The 16482-nt window shown below is 71.4% G+C and carries 18 protein-coding genes; 8 read left to right on the top strand and 10 right to left on the bottom strand.

The annotated features are described in order from the left end of the window. Nucleotides 1–6 precede the first annotated feature (6 nt). Genes EV376_RS24005 through EV376_RS30320 form a run of 3 tightly spaced genes read right to left on the bottom strand, consistent with a single transcriptional unit; the run spans nucleotide 7 to nucleotide 1663 of the window. On the bottom strand, nucleotides 7–1251 hold the full coding sequence (locus tag EV376_RS24005) for a M28 family peptidase (protein ID WP_130326806.1): 1245 nt from the start codon (nucleotides 1249–1251) through the stop codon (nucleotides 7–9). Then, nucleotides 1248–1499: a hypothetical protein gene (locus EV376_RS24000; protein ID WP_130326804.1), complete on the bottom strand. Its 252-nt coding sequence runs from the start codon at nucleotides 1497–1499 to the stop codon at nucleotides 1248–1250. The genes EV376_RS24005 and EV376_RS24000 overlap by 4 nt, the downstream gene beginning before the upstream one ends. Nucleotides 1500–1513: 14 nt before the next feature. Next, nucleotides 1514–1663 carry a hypothetical protein gene (locus EV376_RS30320; protein WP_165438092.1) on the bottom strand — a complete coding sequence of 50 codons (150 nt, stop codon included), beginning with the start codon at nucleotides 1661–1663 and terminating at the stop codon, nucleotides 1514–1516. Between the two features lie 86 nt (nucleotides 1664–1749). Here EV376_RS30320 and EV376_RS23995 point away from each other — a divergent pair, with 86 nt between their 5' ends. Next, nucleotides 1750–2133 (top strand): metalloregulator ArsR/SmtB family transcription factor, encoded by a 384-nt coding sequence (locus tag EV376_RS23995; RefSeq protein WP_130326802.1) that lies wholly within the window; start codon nucleotides 1750–1752, stop codon nucleotides 2131–2133. Between the two features lie 46 nt (nucleotides 2134–2179). Here EV376_RS23995 and EV376_RS23990 read toward each other — a convergent pair whose 3' ends face one another. Further along, nucleotides 2180–3298, bottom strand: a complete 1119-nt coding sequence (locus EV376_RS23990) for a flavin-containing monooxygenase (protein WP_130326800.1) — start codon at nucleotides 3296–3298, stop codon at nucleotides 2180–2182. A 62-nt stretch (nucleotides 3299–3360) separates the two neighbouring features. Between EV376_RS23990 and EV376_RS23985 the strand changes: the two genes are divergently transcribed. Next, a complete protein-coding gene (locus tag EV376_RS23985; RefSeq protein ID WP_130326798.1) occupies nucleotides 3361–3711 on the top strand; it encodes a metalloregulator ArsR/SmtB family transcription factor in 351 nt (116 codons plus the stop codon). A gap of 93 nt (nucleotides 3712–3804) precedes the next feature. Here EV376_RS23985 and EV376_RS23980 read toward each other — a convergent pair whose 3' ends face one another. Beyond that, the gene (locus tag EV376_RS23980) at nucleotides 3805–6039 is read right to left on the bottom strand and encodes a PEP/pyruvate-binding domain-containing protein (protein WP_130326796.1); all 2235 of its coding nucleotides are present in this window, start codon (nucleotides 6037–6039) and stop codon (nucleotides 3805–3807) included. 96 nt (nucleotides 6040–6135) lie between these two features. Here EV376_RS23980 and EV376_RS23975 point away from each other — a divergent pair, with 96 nt between their 5' ends. The 6 genes from EV376_RS23975 to EV376_RS23950 all read left to right on the top strand — a co-directional run bounded on the left by EV376_RS23975 (nucleotide 6136) and on the right by EV376_RS23950 (nucleotide 9805). Continuing rightward, nucleotides 6136–6474, top strand: a complete 339-nt coding sequence (locus EV376_RS23975; protein ID WP_130326794.1) for a helix-turn-helix transcriptional regulator — start codon at nucleotides 6136–6138, stop codon at nucleotides 6472–6474. Then, nucleotides 6456–7130, top strand: coding sequence for a permease prefix domain 1-containing protein (locus EV376_RS23970; protein ID WP_130326792.1), 675 nt, complete (start codon nucleotides 6456–6458; stop codon nucleotides 7128–7130). The genes EV376_RS23975 and EV376_RS23970 overlap by 19 nt, the downstream gene beginning before the upstream one ends. An 89-nt stretch (nucleotides 7131–7219) precedes the next feature. Next, nucleotides 7220–7528: a metalloregulator ArsR/SmtB family transcription factor gene (locus tag EV376_RS23965; protein ID WP_130326790.1), complete on the top strand. Its 309-nt coding sequence runs from the start codon at nucleotides 7220–7222 to the stop codon at nucleotides 7526–7528. Then, on the top strand, nucleotides 7525–8616 hold the full coding sequence (gene arsB / locus EV376_RS23960) for an ACR3 family arsenite efflux transporter (RefSeq protein ID WP_130326788.1): 1092 nt from the start codon (nucleotides 7525–7527) through the stop codon (nucleotides 8614–8616). Before EV376_RS23965 ends, arsB begins: the two co-directional genes overlap by 4 nt. Nucleotides 8617–8820: 204 nt before the next feature. After that, nucleotides 8821–9228 (top strand): arsenate reductase ArsC, encoded by a 408-nt coding sequence (locus tag EV376_RS23955; RefSeq protein ID WP_130326786.1) that lies wholly within the window; start codon nucleotides 8821–8823, stop codon nucleotides 9226–9228. A gap of 205 nt (nucleotides 9229–9433) precedes the next feature. Next, the gene (locus tag EV376_RS23950; RefSeq protein ID WP_130326784.1) at nucleotides 9434–9805 is read left to right on the top strand and encodes a metalloregulator ArsR/SmtB family transcription factor; all 372 of its coding nucleotides are present in this window, start codon (nucleotides 9434–9436) and stop codon (nucleotides 9803–9805) included. 539 nt (nucleotides 9806–10344) lie between these two features. Here EV376_RS23950 and EV376_RS23945 read toward each other — a convergent pair. The 5 genes from EV376_RS23945 to EV376_RS23925 are packed head-to-tail and all read right to left on the bottom strand — an operon-like array spanning nucleotide 10345 to nucleotide 16460. Then, the gene (locus EV376_RS23945; protein WP_130326782.1) at nucleotides 10345–11829 is read right to left on the bottom strand and encodes a CoA-acylating methylmalonate-semialdehyde dehydrogenase; all 1485 of its coding nucleotides are present in this window, start codon (nucleotides 11827–11829) and stop codon (nucleotides 10345–10347) included. Between the two features lie 30 nt (nucleotides 11830–11859). Then, nucleotides 11860–12744 carry an HpcH/HpaI aldolase/citrate lyase family protein gene (locus EV376_RS23940; RefSeq protein WP_130326780.1) on the bottom strand — a complete coding sequence of 295 codons (885 nt, stop codon included), beginning with the start codon at nucleotides 12742–12744 and terminating at the stop codon, nucleotides 11860–11862. Next, nucleotides 12741–14237: a dihydroorotase gene (locus tag EV376_RS23935; protein WP_486482775.1), complete on the bottom strand. Its 1497-nt coding sequence runs from the start codon at nucleotides 14235–14237 to the stop codon at nucleotides 12741–12743. Before EV376_RS23935 ends, EV376_RS23940 begins: the two co-directional genes overlap by 4 nt. Further along, nucleotides 14234–15631 carry an MmgE/PrpD family protein gene (locus EV376_RS23930; protein ID WP_130326778.1) on the bottom strand — a complete coding sequence of 466 codons (1398 nt, stop codon included), beginning with the start codon at nucleotides 15629–15631 and terminating at the stop codon, nucleotides 14234–14236. Before EV376_RS23930 ends, EV376_RS23935 begins: the two co-directional genes overlap by 4 nt. Next, the gene (locus EV376_RS23925) at nucleotides 15624–16460 is read right to left on the bottom strand and encodes a cyclase family protein (RefSeq protein ID WP_130326776.1); all 837 of its coding nucleotides are present in this window, start codon (nucleotides 16458–16460) and stop codon (nucleotides 15624–15626) included. The genes EV376_RS23930 and EV376_RS23925 overlap by 8 nt, the downstream gene beginning before the upstream one ends. Nucleotides 16461–16482: the final 22 nt, after the last annotated feature.

Raw genomic sequence — 16482 nt, 5'->3', positions numbered from 1 at the left:
CTCCCTCTATCGTTTATCGCCGATTGACGATGAAAGTTTATCAGGCGCCGTTCCGACGAGGTGGGCCGTTGCGACGACGAGGCGGGCGATCGCGGTCAGGGTGGCGGGGTCGACGCGGTCGGGGGTGTCGGCGGGGCTGTGGTAGCCGCCCATCCCGGCTCCGATACCGACCGCGGCGAGACCTGCGGCGCCGTAACGGCGGTTGTCGGAGGCCATCGGGCCGGCAGCGAGTGGGACGCCGGTGTGCCGGGCGGCCTGGTCCAGCAGCGCCAGGAGGCGGTGGGCGGGGCCGCCGGCTTCGACTGCCGCCGCCCCGTCCAGGCGGCCGGCTCCGTCGACGTTGACCACCAGGGGTGCGGCGCCCTGGTCGCGCAGCTGCGCGGCGTGGTGAGCGGAGCCGAGCGCGCCCACCTCCTCGCCGTCGAGCAGGGCGACGCAGAGCCCGACGCCCTCGGGAAGTCCGCCGCCGAGGATGCGGGCGGCTTCGAGGACCACTGCGACGCCGCTGGCGTTGTCCGACGCTCCGGGCTGGCGCAGCCCCGGGTGGTCGCCGACGCCGTCGTAGTGGGCGGTCAGGAGCAGCTCCGCCCCGCCGGGGACGGCCTGCCGGAGCCGGGCGTGGATGTTGGTGCCGGTGACGTCGTCGCGGCGAACCGGCGTGGCGCCGGCAAACCAGCCGGCGCTGCCGGTTGCGGCGGCGAGGACGGTGCGGTGGGTGTCCGGGTCGAGGGCCAGCACGGGCAGCGGCCCCGGGTCCGGGCCGGCGAGGGTGGTGAACTGCCAGCCGTCGGCGTCGACGGCTCGGCGGACCAGCAGCCCGGCCGCGCCGCGGGTGTCCCGGTACGCGTCGAACAAGCTCATCTCCGCCGGCACGACCAGCCACCGCCCGGCCGGGTCGTCGGCATCGGCGACACCGAGCGGGCCGCGGCGGGGCTCGGCGGCGTCGGCGGAAGCGGCATGGATCGCCACCTGCCGACCGAAGACCAGCGGCGCGGAGCCGGTCCCGTCGCCCCACATGACCGTCGGCTCTGCGTACACCTGCGGCACCGCCCGGACCGGGAACCCCTCAGTCCGCACCGTGGCGCCGAGGGCAGCGAACTGGTCAACGAGCCACGCCCGGGCTGCCGCGCCGCCGGCCGACCCGACGCGCCGTCCCGCCATGCGGTCGGAGGCGAGGGCGGCGACGGTCGCGGATATCCGGTCGGCGCTGACCTCCGCGAGCAGGACCGCGAGGTGGTCTGGGGTGGTCATCCGCAGCACCCCTGCCCCGCGGCCACCGCGTCGGCCTTGGCCTGGGTGCCGCAGCACGAGCCGGCCGCGTCCGCGGCCTCCTGGGTGCCGCAGCACGGGCCGGTGCTGCCGGTGCCTCGCCGACCGGGCGGCAGGATCGAGCCCACGGCCTGGGCGGGGCTGCCGCAGCAGGCGCCGGAGCCGGTGACCTGCAGGGCGGCGGCCGGGTCGCCCGCGAAACCGCCGGTGGTCTGGGTGTTCTCGCTCATCACAGGTCCTCTCGTCAGCGGGGGCTGATCAGCATGTAGACGGCGGTGCGGGCACGGTCGTAGCGGCGCTGCGCACACTGGTCGGCGGTGGACACCTGGGCGCAGGAGTCGCAGAAGCGGACACCAGCGCGAAGAGCCGATGAGCGGCGAGTGGAGCCGAACATGGTGGTCCCCTTCCTCCAGGCGCCTGTCTTGACGTCCGTCTAAGCAGAGACTTGCACGCTGATTAGAGAGATGTCAACCTAGAGGCATGTCAAAGCAACAGGCATCCCTCGCCGTCATCGATCTCAACGCCGACGCGCCGTGCTGCCCCCCGCTGGCGCAGCGCCGGGTCCCGGCCGAGACGGCCGCGGTGCTCGCTCCCGCGTTCAAGGCCCTCGGCGACCCGGTGCGGCTGCAGCTGATGTCGATGATCGCCTCCGCCGAGGGCGGGGAGGCGTGCGTGTGCGACCTGACGCCGGCGTTCGACCTGACCGGGCCGACGATCTCGCACCACCTCAAGACGCTGCGCGAGGCGGGCCTGGTGGACGCCGAACGGCGGGGCACGTGGGTCTACTACCGGGCCCGCCCGGGGATCCTGCGCCAGCTCGCCGGCCTGCTGTCGGTCGAGCCGGCCCCCGCGTCGCAGGCGTAAACCGCCGGGCAAACCCGTACCTACCGGTGCCGGTCGCGGATCGCGATCAGCGTTGAGCGCCGGATCCCGTGTGCGAGGCGACCTCCGCCTTGCGCTGCCGGCGTTGGCGAGGCCGTCCGGACACGTGAGCGGCGAGCGCGGTCATGACGTGCGCGGCGTCGCGGCCGACGCCGCGCAGGGTGTTAGAGGCGAAGGACCGCTGGAACTCCAGCCCGAGATAGGCCAGCCCCGGATGGGTGGTGGAGATCCCGCCCACCTGCCGGGGCGCGCCCCGGTCGAGGGCGCCCAGGGGCTCGAGGTAGGCGAGGTCCGGGCGGTAGCCGGTGGCGAAGATGACCGCGTCGACCGGCTCGGGCGTTCCGTCGGCCCAGACGACGCCGTCAGGGGTGAAGGCGGTGAACATGTCCCGCCGGGAGAGCAGCCCGGAGGCGAGGGCGTCGCGGTAGACGCCGGTGTCGAGCACGGTGGCGTGTCGGACAAGACGGGTCAGGACGCGGCGGGGCACGCGGTCCGCGCCGGTGACCCGCAGCCAGTGGTGCAGGTCCCGCCCGCCGAGGCGTTGGGGCAGGAAGCGTACGGGCTCGCGGGTGGCGAGCGTGACCCGGGCGTGGGCCGCGATCTCGTAGGCGACCTGGATCGCGGAGTTGCCGGCACCCACGACGACGACCCGCGTGCCCGCGTACACCTCGGGGCGGCGGTAGTGGGCGACGTGCCGGAGGTCGCCGGCGTAGTCGTTGTGCCCGGGCAGTGTCGGCAGGTAGGGGTTGCCGAAGGATCCGCTGGCGGCGACGATGCCGACCGCGGCCAGTTCGTCGCCGGTGTCGGTGTGGACGAGGTATCCGTCGTCTCGGCGAGAGTGCACGGCCGTGACACGGGTGCGGGTGCGGATGTCGACGTCCACGGTCTGCGCGTACTGGCGCAGGTAGGCCGTGACCTCGTCGCGGCGGGGGTAGCGGTCCGGGTCGCCGTCCAAGGGCATGCCGGGCAGGGCGCTGTAGCGGGCGGGCGAGAAGAGGGTGAGGCTGTCGTAGTAGTCGGGCCAGGAGCCGACGGGCTCGCTGCCCGCCTGCAGGACGACAGGCCGCAGGCCCGCGGTCAGGGCGGCTCGGGCGGCGGCGAGGCCGGACTGGCCGCCGCCGATGATGATCACTGGCTCGGATGTCATGGGACGACCATATCGTCATTTTGTTGAATGACAATACGATGATGGTGAGGGAAGGTAGGGCCATGAGCGACGCCACAGCCGGAGGGCCCACGGGGGCACCCTCGCCCGTGCGCGCGGCCGGAGTCCCCGAAGGCCTGGCGCCGCAGACGCAGGAGTTCCTCAAGGCCCTGGGCAGCCCCACCAGGCAGCGGATCATGATGCTGTTCGCGCAGGGCGCCGAGCTGTCGGTGGGCGAGGTGGCCGAGCGCACGGGCATCAGCCAGGCCACGGCGTCGCAGCAGTTGACACTGCTACGACGCGGACGGGTGGTGACCTCCCGTCGCGACGGGAAGACCGTGTATTACCGGGCCGATCGGAACGGTGCGCTCGCCGCCCTCGCGGAGTTGCAGTCCTACCTGGCGACCTGCTGCTGACCAGGTCGCCCACCGGCGACCGGCAGTCAGGGCCCTCCGCCCGGAAGCTGCGCAGTCCCGCGATACGCATACCGCACCTGCGGGCGTGACAGGTTAGGCGTGAAGTGTGATGGTGCCGGCTGTTCCGTCGACGGTGACCAACTGCCCGGGGCGCAGTCGTTGGGTGGCGTCGCCGGTGCCGACGACGGCGGGGATGCCGTACTCCCGGGCCACCAGGGAGGCGTGTGCGGCCAGGGTGCCGCCGTCGGTGACCACTGCGGCGGCGCGCGAGAACAACGCTGTCCATGCCGGGGCGGTGGCCTTCGCCACCAGGACTTGACCATCGGCGAAGCCGTCGAAATCCTCAGGTCCGTGCACGATGGCCACTTCGCCGGTGGCCCGGCCCGCCGAGGCGGGATGCCCGACGATGGCACCCTCGGCGGTCCCCGTGGTGCCACGGGCCTGTTGAACCGCGCGTTCGATGACGTCGCCGATCAGTCGCGCGGGACGGCCCAGGGTCAACGGCGCGGTCAGGCGGCGTTGGCGCTGCCAGAGGGCGCGCCGCTCGGCGGCCTTGGCGCTTGGCCGGCTCGGGTCGCCGGCGATCGCCGTGGTCATTTCGTCCCGAGTGCAGAAGTAGATGTCCTCGGGCTGCTCGATCGCCCCCAGGTTGACCAGGTGCCGCCCGAGGCGGGCGGTGCAGGCCCGCAGGACCGGCCAGGCGAGGGTGAACTCGGCCGCCTGCTCCTCGCGGATGACCGCGTAGCGCTGGTTGACCGTCAGCAGCCGGTCGAAGTCAGCCAGCAGCCGCGGGCGGTCGGCCAGCGCCGCTCGGCAGCGTTGTTCGGCAACCATCCGCTGTTCGGCCAGCGAGCGGTAGCGGTCCCCAGCTCGGGCTGGTCGGCCGATGGCCAGTTCTCCGGCGACCGGGTGATACCAGTCGACGCTCTGGACGGCGTGCGCGCCGGGCACCGGCTGGGCGCCGGGAAGCCCGCGCAACAGCACCTGCGCACCGCCCTCCTCGTCGGGTAGCACGTCGCCGAGATGCCGGCGGACGAAGCGAGTCAGGCAGGCTTCCATCTTCCACGCCGAGCCGCCGACGATCGCCAGATACCAGAGGTAGATTCCGGCTTCTCGCCCGAGTGCGTCGACGAGCTCGGCCAGTCGCCGAGCCGGCGCGGTGCCGACCTCCGCCTCTGCCGAGGCGACGAGGCGCCGGTAGCCGGGCAGCTGCTGTTCGCGCCAGGTCCGCTCCAGTTCGGACAGGACGGCGCGGTCGGCGGCATCCGGGTCATGGCTGACCTGGATCAACGCGTTGAACAGGATCTTCACCGCCCGCGTGCGGCCCTGCCACAGCACCCCAGCGAGGAGTTTTGGTGACGGGATCGGCGTGGCGTTGTAGTACCAGCCGTTGACCAGCGCGTACCGGAACGGCACCCGCACCCCGACGCTGCCGTACATCCCATCGAGATACCCGTCCTCGAGCACCGGCAGCAGCCAGCTGGCAAACAGCGGAGTGACCGCCTCGGGGAGCCATTCCCCAAGCCGGAAGTTACGCATCCACAACCCCGGCCCCGGCGCCGTCCACGACACCGGCTCCGGCACCGCGGTCATCGGCCGGGCCTGCAGCAGCCACAGCCGGCCCGCCCGGTCGATGGCCCACTCGACGTCCTGCGGGCGGCCGTCGTACCGGTCAGCGATCCGGCGCGACAGCTCCGCGACCGCGTCGGCCTGGACGTCAGCGAGGACCCGCTCACCGCCGGGGCTAGACCGGGTCATCTCGGTACGGCTCGCGGTGACCGTCCACTCTTCCCCGGTCGTCTCACCCGACACCAGCGGATCACCCAATCCCGCGACGGCGGCCACCACCGTCTGATCGCGGTCGCCGGTGACCGGATGCGCGGTGAACGCCACCCCGGCCGCAACCGGGTCCACCATCACCTGCACCAGCACCGCCATCGCCGCCGTTGCCCCACCCTGCCGCCGGTGGTAGGCGGTGACCCGCTCGCTGGCCGCCGCGGCGAAGCATCGCCGCACCGCCGCACCCAGCCCGTCGGCCGACACGTTCAGGTACGTCTCATACAGGCCCGCGTATGAGGCATCCGGTAGATCCTCGGCCACCCCCGACGAACGCACCGCGAACCGGTCCCCGCCCAAGCCCACGACGCTGGCCGCAACCCGTCGGTCAAGCTGCGGATCGTCGAGGACGGCGGTGGTGACCACGATCCCGGGCAGCACCGGAAACCCGGCCGCGGACAGCTCCGCCAGCACGGCCGCCTTCCCACCGATCACCGCCCGGTCGACCGCGCTCGCCTGCGCCAGGTCCACGACCGTCAGGTTGGAGCTCATCACCCACCACCATATGTAGCGTCACAATACTTTGTGACGCTACAGTAGAGCCGCTGGGCTGCCACCAGCAAGAACGAGGACCCACAGGTGTTGCCGATGCGACCAGAACTGCTCAAGGGCCATCTCGACGCGTTGCTGCTCGCGGTCCTGGAACCCGGGCCGCAGCACGGCTACGCCGTGATCGAAGCCCTGAGAACGAGCAGCGACGGGGCACTGGACCTGCCGACCGGCACCGTCTACCCGGCGCTGCACCGCCTCGAACGCGCAGGCCTCATCGCCAGCAACTGGCACACCGTCGGCGGCCGCCGACGCCGCGCCTACCACCTCACCCCAGCCGGACAGGCCGCACTCCGTGACCAGCGGGCAGTGTGGGACTACTTCTCCACTGCCGTCACCGCAGTTCTGGGCACGCGGACATGGCCGACGACCGCCTGACCACCCAAGCCGGCGAAGCGCTTCTCGACGCCTACCTGGGCGACCTCGCCGCACGACTGCGCGGACCACGCCGGCACCGCGAGCAGATCCTCACCGAACTACGCGACGGACTCCACGACGCCATCACCGACCGCACCGCCACCGGCCTACCCCACGGTGAGGCGGTCACCACCGCGATCGCCCAGTTCGGCACCCCACAAGCGGTCGCCGAGGCCTTCACCGGGGAACTCGCCACCGCCTACGCCCGGCGCACCATCGCCTGGTACATCGCCACCGGACCCCTCGTGGGCATCTGGTGGCTCGTGCTCCTGCAGCCCCACCCCTGGCGCACCGGCCTCATCGCACTGCTGGCCGCAATCCCTGTCATCCCACTGATCATCATCGCGATCGCCACCGCCGCCGGAACCATTGCCACCACCGGCCGCCTCATACGGTGGCTCCCCGAAGCAGGCCCTCAACACGCCCTTGCCGCCACCGCCACCATCGCCGCCCTTGCGCTCGCCGGAGATGTCACGGTGATCGTGACCTACGTCCGGTCAGGCATCCCCATGCAGACACTCGCTGTTGTCGCGGTAGCCGGGAGCCTCACTCGGATCGCCTGCAGCCTGGTCACGATGCGCCACGCCACCGCGATGTGCACCTCGCCGCCCGCCTGATCATCGAATCCGTCCGTTGGCTGAGCCCTGCCAGGCAACCCCCCGGCCTGGGGCAGTGGCGGGGACAAGCGGCCAGCTAACATCATTCCGTGCTGATATCACGCGACGCTGATGTGATCAGGTTGCTGGCCGACCCGCTCCGCGCCCGCATCGTCGATGTGCTCGCCGACGGCCCCGCCTGCACCTGCCACCTGGTCGAGGACACCGGGGCACGGCAGAGCAACGTCTCCAACCACCTGCGCGCCCTGCGGGAAGCCGGGCTGGTCACCCCGGAGCCTCGCGGCCGCTACACCTACTACCGCCTCAACCCCCAGGCACTCGAGGCAGCCGCCCAACACCTGGGTGACCTCGCCCGACGCGCACACGCCAGCACCGACAGCCCACGCGAGTGTCCATGAGCACCGCCACCAGAGCCGACCACGCCGCACCGGTGGTGCCACGCCTGTCGCGCGTTGACCGACTCCTGCCGGTGTGGATCGGTTTGGCCATGATCACCGGTCTGCTGCTCGGCCGGATCCTTCCCGGGCTGGACCACGCGCTCGATGCGGTCAAGGTCGGCGGCATCTCCCTGCCCATCGCTCTCGGCTTGCTGATCATGATGTATCCGGTGCTGGCCAAGGTCCGCTACGACCGCCTCGACACCGTCACCGGCGACCGGCGCCTGCTGGTCTCGTCGCTGGTCCTCAACTGGATCGTCGGCCCCGCCCTCATGTTCGCCCTGGCCTGGGTGTTCCTGGCCGACCAGCCGGAATACCGCACCGGCCTGATCATCGTCGGCCTGGCCCGCTGCATCGCCATGGTCATCATCTGGAACGACCTCGCCTGCGGCGACCGGGAGGCCGCCGCCGTCCTCATCGCCCTCAACTCCGTGTTCCAGGTCCTCGCCTTCGGCCTGCTCGGCTGGTTCTACCTGTCGGTCCTGCCCGGCTGGCTTGGCCTGGCCGGCACCGCGCTGGAGGTCTCCGGCTGGGACATCGCGCGCAACGTGCTCGTCTTCCTCGGCATCCCGCTGCTCGGCGGCTACCTCTCCCGCCGCCTCGGCGAGCGGACCAAGGGCCGCGACTGGTACGAGGGGCAGTTCCTGCCCCGGATCGGACCCGTCGCCCTGTACGGGCTGCTGTTCACCATCGTCATCCTCTTCGCCCTGCAGGGCGAAGCCATCACCGACCGACCGGTGGACGTGGCCCGCATCGCCCTGCCGCTGCTGGCCTACTTCGCCCTCATGTGGGCCGGCTCCTGCCTGCTCGGCCGGGCCATCGGCCTGAACTACGAACGCACCACCACCCTGGCGTTCACCGCGGCAGGCAACAACTTCGAACTCGCCATCGCCGTCGCCATCGGCACGTTCGGGATCGCCTCCGGCCAGGCACTCGCCGGCGTCGTCGGCCCGCTCATCGAAGTCCCCGTCCTCGTCGGCCTGGTCTACCTGTCGCTGTGGGCCCGCAGCCGGCTGTTGCCCACCCCGGCAACCCCTGCGGGGAGGTAACTCGAAATGCGAGTCCGACCCGTCATCGGGATCTGCATCCACTGGTTGCCGCGGCCCGCGGCAACCAGTGGTCATCAGCGATGGACGCCTGACCCGCATCACGCCGATCAGCCGTCCGGCCGCCGTCGGCTCTCCCGCTTGGCAAATGCACAGCGTCTGCAACGTGGCCCACGTCCGGCAACCACCTCATACATGGAGAACCCGATGAGCGACAAGCCCAGTGTCCTGTTCGTCTGCGTCCACAACGCCGGCCGCTCCCAGATGGCCCCCGGCTGGCTGCGCCACCTCGCAGGAGACACGGTCGAGGTCCGCTCTGCGGGCAGCGCCCCCGCCGACCAGATCAACCCCGCCGCCGTCGAGGCCATGCGCGAGGTCGGCATCGACATCACTGACCAGACCCCCAAGCTCCTGGAGTACGCCACCGCGGAGTCGTCCGACGTCATCGTCACCATGGGTTGCGGCGACGCCTGCCCCGTCTTCCCTGGCATGCGCTACGAGGACTGGAAGCTCGAAGACCCCGCCGGCAAGGGCGTCGACGCAGTACGCCCGATCCGCGACGAGATCCGCACCCGGGTGGAGAAGCTGCTCACCGAGCTAGGTACCACCGCCTGACCCCGCCCTCGCTGCCGCCGGGCACCGACCCCGGCAGGCAGCCCGCCCCGCCAGAGGAGCGCGGCCCTGACCGGCACCTCGGCACCAACCTCGATGCGCACACTGGCGGACACAAAGCGAACGAGTGCAAGGAGGTCCTCGAGCCAGTGAACTTATCGTGATCCGCCTCTCGTTCCATGAACCGACCGGCCGCCATGCTGCAACGATGCAAGATGTGGTCACCGCGAAAACTAGGACGCCTGCCATCTCGCCTCTTGCTGGCGAACCGATCAAGCGCGCCGACGCCGAACGGCTCGCGGGAGTACTGAAGGCGTTCGCCGACCCGGCCCGGCTGCGACTGCTCAGCCTGATCCAGTCCGCCCCCGAGGGCGAGGCATCGGTGAGTGACCTCACCGCCCCCCTCGGACTCTCCCAGCCGACCGTGAGCCATCACCTTCGGATCCTCACCGAGGCCGGACTGCTCGAACGGGAGAAGCGCGGCGTCTGGGCGTACTACCGCCTCGTGCCGTCCGCGATCGCGGGAATCGCCGACCTATTGACGCCACCCCGCAAGCGGACGACGCGGAAGACCCGCTGACCGGCACCCCGAAGACCGGCGCCGTGCCGGCTGACCCGGCACCTACCCGTGATCAAACGCGTCAGTAAAGTCGTCGGACGTGACAGCCGTTGGACCGCCAGGTCGAGCCATCGCCCTACCCGGGGTGAGAGCCACCACGGACGCAACGGCGAGCAGCCCCCAACGCCGCTTGATGGGGGCCATTAAGGCCGATCGTGGATTCCATCAGCGCGTCGAGGGCGTCGCCGACGGTGCCGACGGAGGCGTCGATGCCGGCAGCGACGGGGTGGGTGGTGAACCGGAACGACGTGTACTGCCTGGGTTCAACCGGTCGTTGCAACGCTTGCTGGTTGGAGTAACCGTAACTGCTCGTCGAATAGCTTCGGCGGGCGTCTTCCAGCCGAGGTTGTGTGCCGCTAGAACCCACGCTTCCGCTGCTAGCTGATGACGCCGATGTGTCGTTCGAGTACGGACGTTGGCGCCGTGGGTGCGGCACGCACGTGTCACTGCGGACCTGTTGGTCTATGGCGGGGCCGCTGCTGCTCGGCGAGGAGGGGAGTTCATGTGGTGACCGGGAAGGCCAGTTCCAGGCCGCGGCGGTTGTCCGTCCAGCGGGTGGTGACGACCTTGGCCCGGGTGAAGAAGTGCACGCCCTCGGTGCCGTGCGCGTGCACGTCGCCGAAGAGCGAGGCCTTCCAGCCGCCGAACGAGTAGTAGGCCACCGGTACCGGGACGGGGACGTTGACTCCCACCATGCCGACCTGTACCTCGCGGCAGAAGCGTCGGGCCGTGCCGCCGTCGGCGGTGAAGATCGCGGTGCCGTTGCCGTAGGGGTTGGCGTTGATCAGCGCGACGCCCTCCTCGTACGAGGCGACCCGGACGACCGACAGCACCGGACCGAAGATCTCGTCGGTGTAGACGGACATGCCGGGCTCGACATTGTCGAGCAGGGTCGGGCCGACGAAGTAGCCGTCGCCGTCGGCGTCGTAGGTGTCGGTGCGGCCGTCGACGACCACGCGGGCGCCGGCTGCCGTCCCGGCGGCGATGTACGCCGTCACCCGGTCCCGCGAGGCGGCCGAGACCAGGGGGCCCATGTCGCAGCCGCGCCGGCCGTCTCCGGTGCGCAGCTTGCGTGCCCGCTCGGCGATCCGCTCGACCAATGGGTCGGCCACGTCGCCGACGGCGACGACCACCGAGATCGCCATGCAGCGCTGGCCGGCCGAGCCGAACCCTGCGTTGACGGCCTGGTCGGCGGCGAGGTCGAGGTCGGCGTCGGGCAGCACCAGCATGTGGTTCTTGGCGCCGCCGAGGGCCTGGACCCGCTTCCCGTGCCGGCTCGCGGTCTCATGCACGTACTTCGCCACCGGCGTGGAGCCGACGAACGACACGGCCGCCACATCGGGGTGCGCGAGCAGGGCGTCAACGGCTTCCTTGTCGCCGTTGACGACGTTGAAGACGCCGTCGGGCAGGCCTGCCTCCTTCCAGAGCCGGGCCAGCCACAGCGCGGCGGAGGGCACCTTCTCGCTGGGCTTGAGCACGACGGTGTTTCCGGCCGCGATCGCGATCGGGAAGAACCACAGGGGGACCATCGCCGGGAAGTTGAACGGGCTGATGATCGCCACCGGGCCGACCGGCTGTCGGAGCGAGTGCACGTCGACTGCGGTCGAGGCGTTCTCGGTGAATCCGCCCTTGAGCAGGTGTGGCATGCCGCAGGCGAACTCGACGACCTCCCGCCCGCGGGCGACCTCGCCGCGCGCGTCGTCGAGGACCTTGCCGTGCTCGGCGGTGATGATGGCTGCCAGTTCGTCCGAGCGGGTGTTGAGCAGTTCACGGAACCGGAACAGCACCGCCGTGCGGCGGGCGAGCGAGGTGTCGCTCCACGCGGCGAATGCGGTTGTCGCGGCCCTTACGGCGTCGTCGACCACGGCCCGGTCGGCCAGGGCGACCCGGGCGGTTTCCGCGCCGGTGGCCGGATTGGTCACCGGCGCGGTGCGGTCGGTGGCCGGCTGCTCGGTGCCGGAGATCCAGTGCGGGACGATGGTCATGGTGGGCGACTCCGGTCTGGGTGAGGGTGGTCAGGACGGGTTGTCGAGGCGCTGGCGGACGCGGGCGTGGACGGTGAGGGTGCGCTGGGCGCCGCGAACCATGGCGGGGTCGACCATCCGGCCTGCCGTGGTGACCGTGACGGCCCGCCCGCCGGCCTCGGCGGTGGCGAGGCTGTCGAGGAGGTCCTCGGCGGCGGCGACCTCTTCGGTGCTTGGCGCGAAGCCCGCGAGGATCGGCTCGATCTGCTTCGGATGGATCGCGGTACGGCCGAGGAAGCCCATTGCCCGGCCGGTGCGGCAGGAGGCGACCAGCCCGTCGGTGTCGGTGAGGTCGGTCCAGGCTGACATCATCGGGGCGGGCAGGCCGGCGGCCCGGGCGGCGACCACCACCCGCGAGCGTGACCAGGTCAGGCCGGCGTCGGCGGTGACGCCGAGATCGCTGCGGAGGTCCGCCTCGCCGAGCGCGAGTGCGGCGACCTGCGGGGCGCGGGCGATGGCCGCCGCGGCCTCGACGCCGGCGGCCGATTCCAGCAGGGCGTGCACGGGGACCGGCCCGAGCGCGGCGACGACCCGCGCGATGTCGGCCGGCGACTCGACCTTGGGTATGCGCACCGAGTGGAGCCGGGTGACGCCGGCCAGGGCCGCCAGGTCGGCGTCGCCGGCCGGGGTGCCGATCGCGTTGATCCGCACCGACACCCGGGCGCGGGAAGCTGGGGGCAGCGCAGTGAGCCAGTCGCGCACCGCCGCCCGCGCGTCGTCCTTGCCCGTTGCCGCGACGGCGTCCTCGAGGTCGAGGATCACCACGTCCGCCGGTGCGGCCAGTGCCTTGTCGAAGCGCGCTGGCCGGTCACCGGGGACGTAGAGGGCGACGAGGTTGAGGGTTCCGGTCGGGTCGGTGGTGGCGGTCGGGGTCACGCGTCGGCCCGGCCGGTGGGGCGGTGCAGGTATCGTCCGCGCGGTTCGCCGGTGATGACGCCGTCGCAGAGCACCCGCATGCCGCGTACGAACGTGTCGGTGACGGCGCCGGTCAGCTCGAAGCCCTCGAACGGCGTGTATTCCTGGGCCGAGAGCGAGTCGGCGGCCCGGACGGTCCACAGGCGGTCCGGGTCGAACAGGCACAGGTCGGCGTCGTAGCCCTCCTTGATGGCGCCCTTCGTCGGCAGGCCGTAGCGCTGGGCGGGGTTCCACGAGGTGAGGGCGGTGATGCGGTCCCAGCCGAGGCCGCGTTTGCGTCCCTCGCTGACCAGGGCGGGCAGGAGGTACTCGGCGCCGCCGAAGCCGGACTTGGCGAGGAAGACGTCGTCGCGGTCGTCGCCGAACTTCTGTTCGTCGCGGCAGCAGGCGTGGTCGGAGACGACCCAGTCGAGTTCGCCGGCGAGCAGGTGGTTCCAGAGCGCCTCGACGTCCTCGCGGGGGCGCAGCGGCGGGTTGACCTTGCCGCCGATGCCGGAGGCCGTGTGGATGTCGGCGATGAGGTGGCCGATGGTGACCTCGCGGCGGAAGTCGATGTGCGGGAACGTCTTGGCCATCAGCAGCGCGGCCTCGACGGCCTTGGCCGAGCTGAGGTGCAGCAGGTTGATCTTCGGTAGGCCGGTCTCGTGGGCGAGGTAGGACGCGATCGTGATCGCCAGGCCCTCCGAGTGCGGGGGCCGTGAGGCGGAGTAGGCCTCGAGTCCGCTGAGCTGCCCCTCCTCTTCGACCAGCTTCGTGTAGGCCGCCATGATCTCGGCGGTCTCGCAGTGCAGGCTGAGTGAGATGGCCTCGGCCTTGTCGGGGAACTGTTGGCGGGCCTTCTGGATGCCGCGCATCACGAACTCGAAGTGCGCGATGTCGTAGCGCTCCCCGAGGGGGGTCATGAGGAACGTCGACTGGTCCGACGAGCGGCCGTGGAGGCCGTGGCTGCCGTAGAACATGAAGATCTTGAAGGAGGTGACGCCGTGCTTGTCGATCAGCGTCGGGATCTCGTCGATGTGTTCCTTGCTCATCGGGGCGAGGTGGAAGGCGTAGTCGATGAAGGCGTTGCCCTCGCTCAGGCCGAGCACCTCGGGGAAGAAGTCGGCGTACGCGCCGCCCTTGTTGAGGTAGTACTGCCCGGTGCGCATGTAGTTCAGGCCGGTGGTGACCCCGCCCTGAGCCGCGGCGCGGCTTTCCACCTGGGTGTCGACCTCGAGCGGGTTGTAGATGCCCCAGTGCTGGTGGGCGTCGACGACACCGGGGAACGCGAGCCTGCCCGCGCCGTCGACGACCTGGGCGGCGCCGCTGGTGTCGAGGCCCTCGGCGACGGCGACGATGGTGCCGTCGACCACGCCGATGTCGGCCGGTGCGGGCTCAGGCGCGTCGTGCGAGACCACCCGGACGTTGCGGATGATCAGGTCGTAGCTGGTCATGTTGGTGTCCTTCCGGGTCACGGGTGCAGAAGGGTGCGCACGTCGGCGACCGTGTCGAGGGTGAGGACGGTGGCGCGGAGCCGCTCGACCTCGGCGGCGGGCAGAACCGCGCAGGCGTTGTCGGTGAACTTGCGCCCGACCTCGTCGTCGGTCAGTGGCCGTTGGTCTCCGCCGCGGTTGGCGAGGACCTCGACGGTCTCGGTGCGGCCGCCGCTGAGCCGCGCGGTGAGGATCGCGGGGAACTGGTAGGGGAAGATCGCGTCGCAGCGCGGGTCGGCAACGACGCTGACCTTGGCCATCAGTTCGCGGCGGACCGGGTCGGTGGCGAGGTCGTCGGTGTAGTCCTGCAGGGCTGCGCCCAGGCCGCCGCCGCCGAACAGGCCGACGGTCACGGCGTACGGCGCGGAGAACTGGGCCTGGTATCCGGTCTGGGGCGCACGCTTGATGTCGATCGGTTCGCCGATGGTCCGGATGACCGGGCCCGGAACGCGGACCTCGATGGACTCGACGTCCGCGGGATGCACGCCGCGGCGGCGCAGCTCGGCCGCCGCGTCGATCGTGGTGTGGGTGAAGTGGTTGGCCGGGTAGGGCTTGAAGAAGATGTCCGGCACCGCCCATGTCTCACCGAGCCCGGCGGTGACCTGGTCGGCGTCGAACCTGCCGTGGAGGAAGGCCTGGAAGAAGCCGAATCGGCCTTCGAGGGCCGTCGGCGGGCCGGTGATGCCGCGCCGGGTCAGGTCGGCGGCGGTGACCGCGCTGTGCGCGGCCCAGCCGCAGTGCAGACGCTTCACGGTGCCGCCGGTGCGGTTGGCTTCGATGATGCCGGAGGCCATCGACGCGGCCACGCCCAGCGAGGACTGGATGCCGTCGGCGTCGAGCCTGTGCAGCATGGCGGCCGCGACGGCGCCGCCGAGCGCCCCGCAGATCGAGGTGGCGTGCTGGCCGTGCTCGAAGAAGGTGGAGTTGCGGGATTCGTGGTCGTAGCCGGCCATGCCGATGCGCACGCAGGCCTCGAGCCCGACCGCCACTGCCGCGACCAGGTCGGCGCCGGAGGCGCCTACTGCCTCGGCAGCGGCGAGCGCGGCGGGAACGACACCAGCGCTGGGATGCAGCACCGACGGCAGGTGGGTGTCGTCGTAGTCGAGGGAGTGCGCGAGGGTTCCGTTGACCAGCGCCGCGAGCGCCGCCGGTACCCGCTCGGCCACGCCGATCGCGGTGGCCTCGGGCCGGCCGCCCTGGTCGGTCACGTAGCCGGTGACTGCTCGGCTGGAGTCGAGCTCTTGGGCACGCAGCGCCAGGCCCAGCGTGTCGAGGATCCGCAGCCGGGTGCTGGCCACCACGTCGGCGGGCAGGCGGTCGAGCTGCGTCTGGGCCGCCAGTTCCGCGATGCGGCGAGAGAGGGTGTGTTCAGCCACGGGAGACCACCGCCAGCGGGCGGACGGGCGAGCCGGTGGCGCCGTAGAGCTTCAGCGGCGAGAGCACGAAGGTGAATCGGTGCGCGCCGGCGGCCGCGAGGTCGTCGAGGACCATCGTTTCGATGATGTAGATGCCGTGCTCGACGAGCAGCACGCGGTGGGCCGGGAGCAGGCCGTGGCCGGCGCCGGGCTTGAGGCACTCGAAGGCGATGGTGTCGGCGCCGACCGCGTGTGGCCGGTGGCCGGCCAGCCACGCCGCGCCGTCCTCGCTCACGCCCGGGACGCCGGTGTCGGTGCCGACGTAGGTCGCGTAGTCGTCGAAGTGCCGGCCCCAGCCGCTGCGGACCAGGACGACGTCGCCGGGTTCGATCGGGGTGCCCTGTACGTCGGCGGTGAACTCGAGGTGTGCGGGGGTGATCTCGTGGCCGCCGTCGAGGCCCTGCGGCGCGCCGAGGGCGGTTGCCACGTCGAGCAGCACTCCGGGGCGCACCATCGGGTCGATGGTGTGTGCGCCGAGCTTGTCGAAGCGGCCGCCGACGGACGCCTCGCGGGCGTCGGTGCCGTCGGCCAGCCGGCCGTCGTGGCTGACGTGCGCCAGCGCGTCGATGTGGGTGCCGACGTGCGTGCCCATCGAGATCATGTCGTTGGCTGCCGAGCCGCCGTCGCCGCGGACCATGTCGCCGTGGCGGCGCGGCAGGGCGTGCCAGTAGGGCGGATGGTTGGGCGATTGCGGCATGCCGATGCGCAGGGTGCGGCCGAGGTCGTAGATCTCGACGCCCGCGTTGACCGCGGCGATCAGGGGGTCGGCGGTGGCGGCCGGGTGGGGCACGGGTTCTCCTTGCTGGTGGTGA

This window comes from Micromonospora sp. CNZ295, from assembly GCF_004217535.1.
Note: the sequence above shows the minus strand (reverse complement) of the source record. Positions and strands in the feature narration are given on the sequence as shown.

Bases quoted from the DNA above. Each gene is read 5' to 3' on its own strand.
- EV376_RS24005 (WP_130326806.1), bottom strand. From the start codon at position 1,251: ATGACCACCCCAGACCACCTCGCGGTCCTGCTCGCGGAGGTCAGCGCC.
- EV376_RS24000 (WP_130326804.1), bottom strand. From the start codon at position 1,499: ATGAGCGAGAACACCCAGACCACCGGCGGTTTCGCGGGCGACCCGGCC.
- EV376_RS30320 (WP_165438092.1), bottom strand. From the start codon at position 1,663: ATGTTCGGCTCCACTCGCCGCTCATCGGCTCTTCGCGCTGGTGTCCGC.
- EV376_RS23995 (WP_130326802.1), top strand. From the start codon at position 1,750: ATGTCAAAGCAACAGGCATCCCTCGCCGTCATCGATCTCAACGCCGAC.
- EV376_RS23990 (WP_130326800.1), bottom strand. From the start codon at position 3,298: ATGACATCCGAGCCAGTGATCATCATCGGCGGCGGCCAGTCCGGCCTC.
- EV376_RS23985 (WP_130326798.1), top strand. From the start codon at position 3,361: ATGAGCGACGCCACAGCCGGAGGGCCCACGGGGGCACCCTCGCCCGTG.
- EV376_RS23980 (WP_130326796.1), bottom strand. From the start codon at position 6,039: ATGAGCTCCAACCTGACGGTCGTGGACCTGGCGCAGGCGAGCGCGGTC.
- EV376_RS23975 (WP_130326794.1), top strand. From the start codon at position 6,136: ATGCGACCAGAACTGCTCAAGGGCCATCTCGACGCGTTGCTGCTCGCG.
- EV376_RS23970 (WP_130326792.1), top strand. From the start codon at position 6,456: ATGGCCGACGACCGCCTGACCACCCAAGCCGGCGAAGCGCTTCTCGAC.
- arsB (WP_130326788.1), top strand. From the start codon at position 7,525: ATGAGCACCGCCACCAGAGCCGACCACGCCGCACCGGTGGTGCCACGC.
- EV376_RS23955 (WP_130326786.1), top strand. From the start codon at position 8,821: ATGAGCGACAAGCCCAGTGTCCTGTTCGTCTGCGTCCACAACGCCGGC.
- EV376_RS23950 (WP_130326784.1), top strand. From the start codon at position 9,434: ATGCAAGATGTGGTCACCGCGAAAACTAGGACGCCTGCCATCTCGCCT.
- EV376_RS23945 (WP_130326782.1), bottom strand. From the start codon at position 11,829: ATGACCATCGTCCCGCACTGGATCTCCGGCACCGAGCAGCCGGCCACC.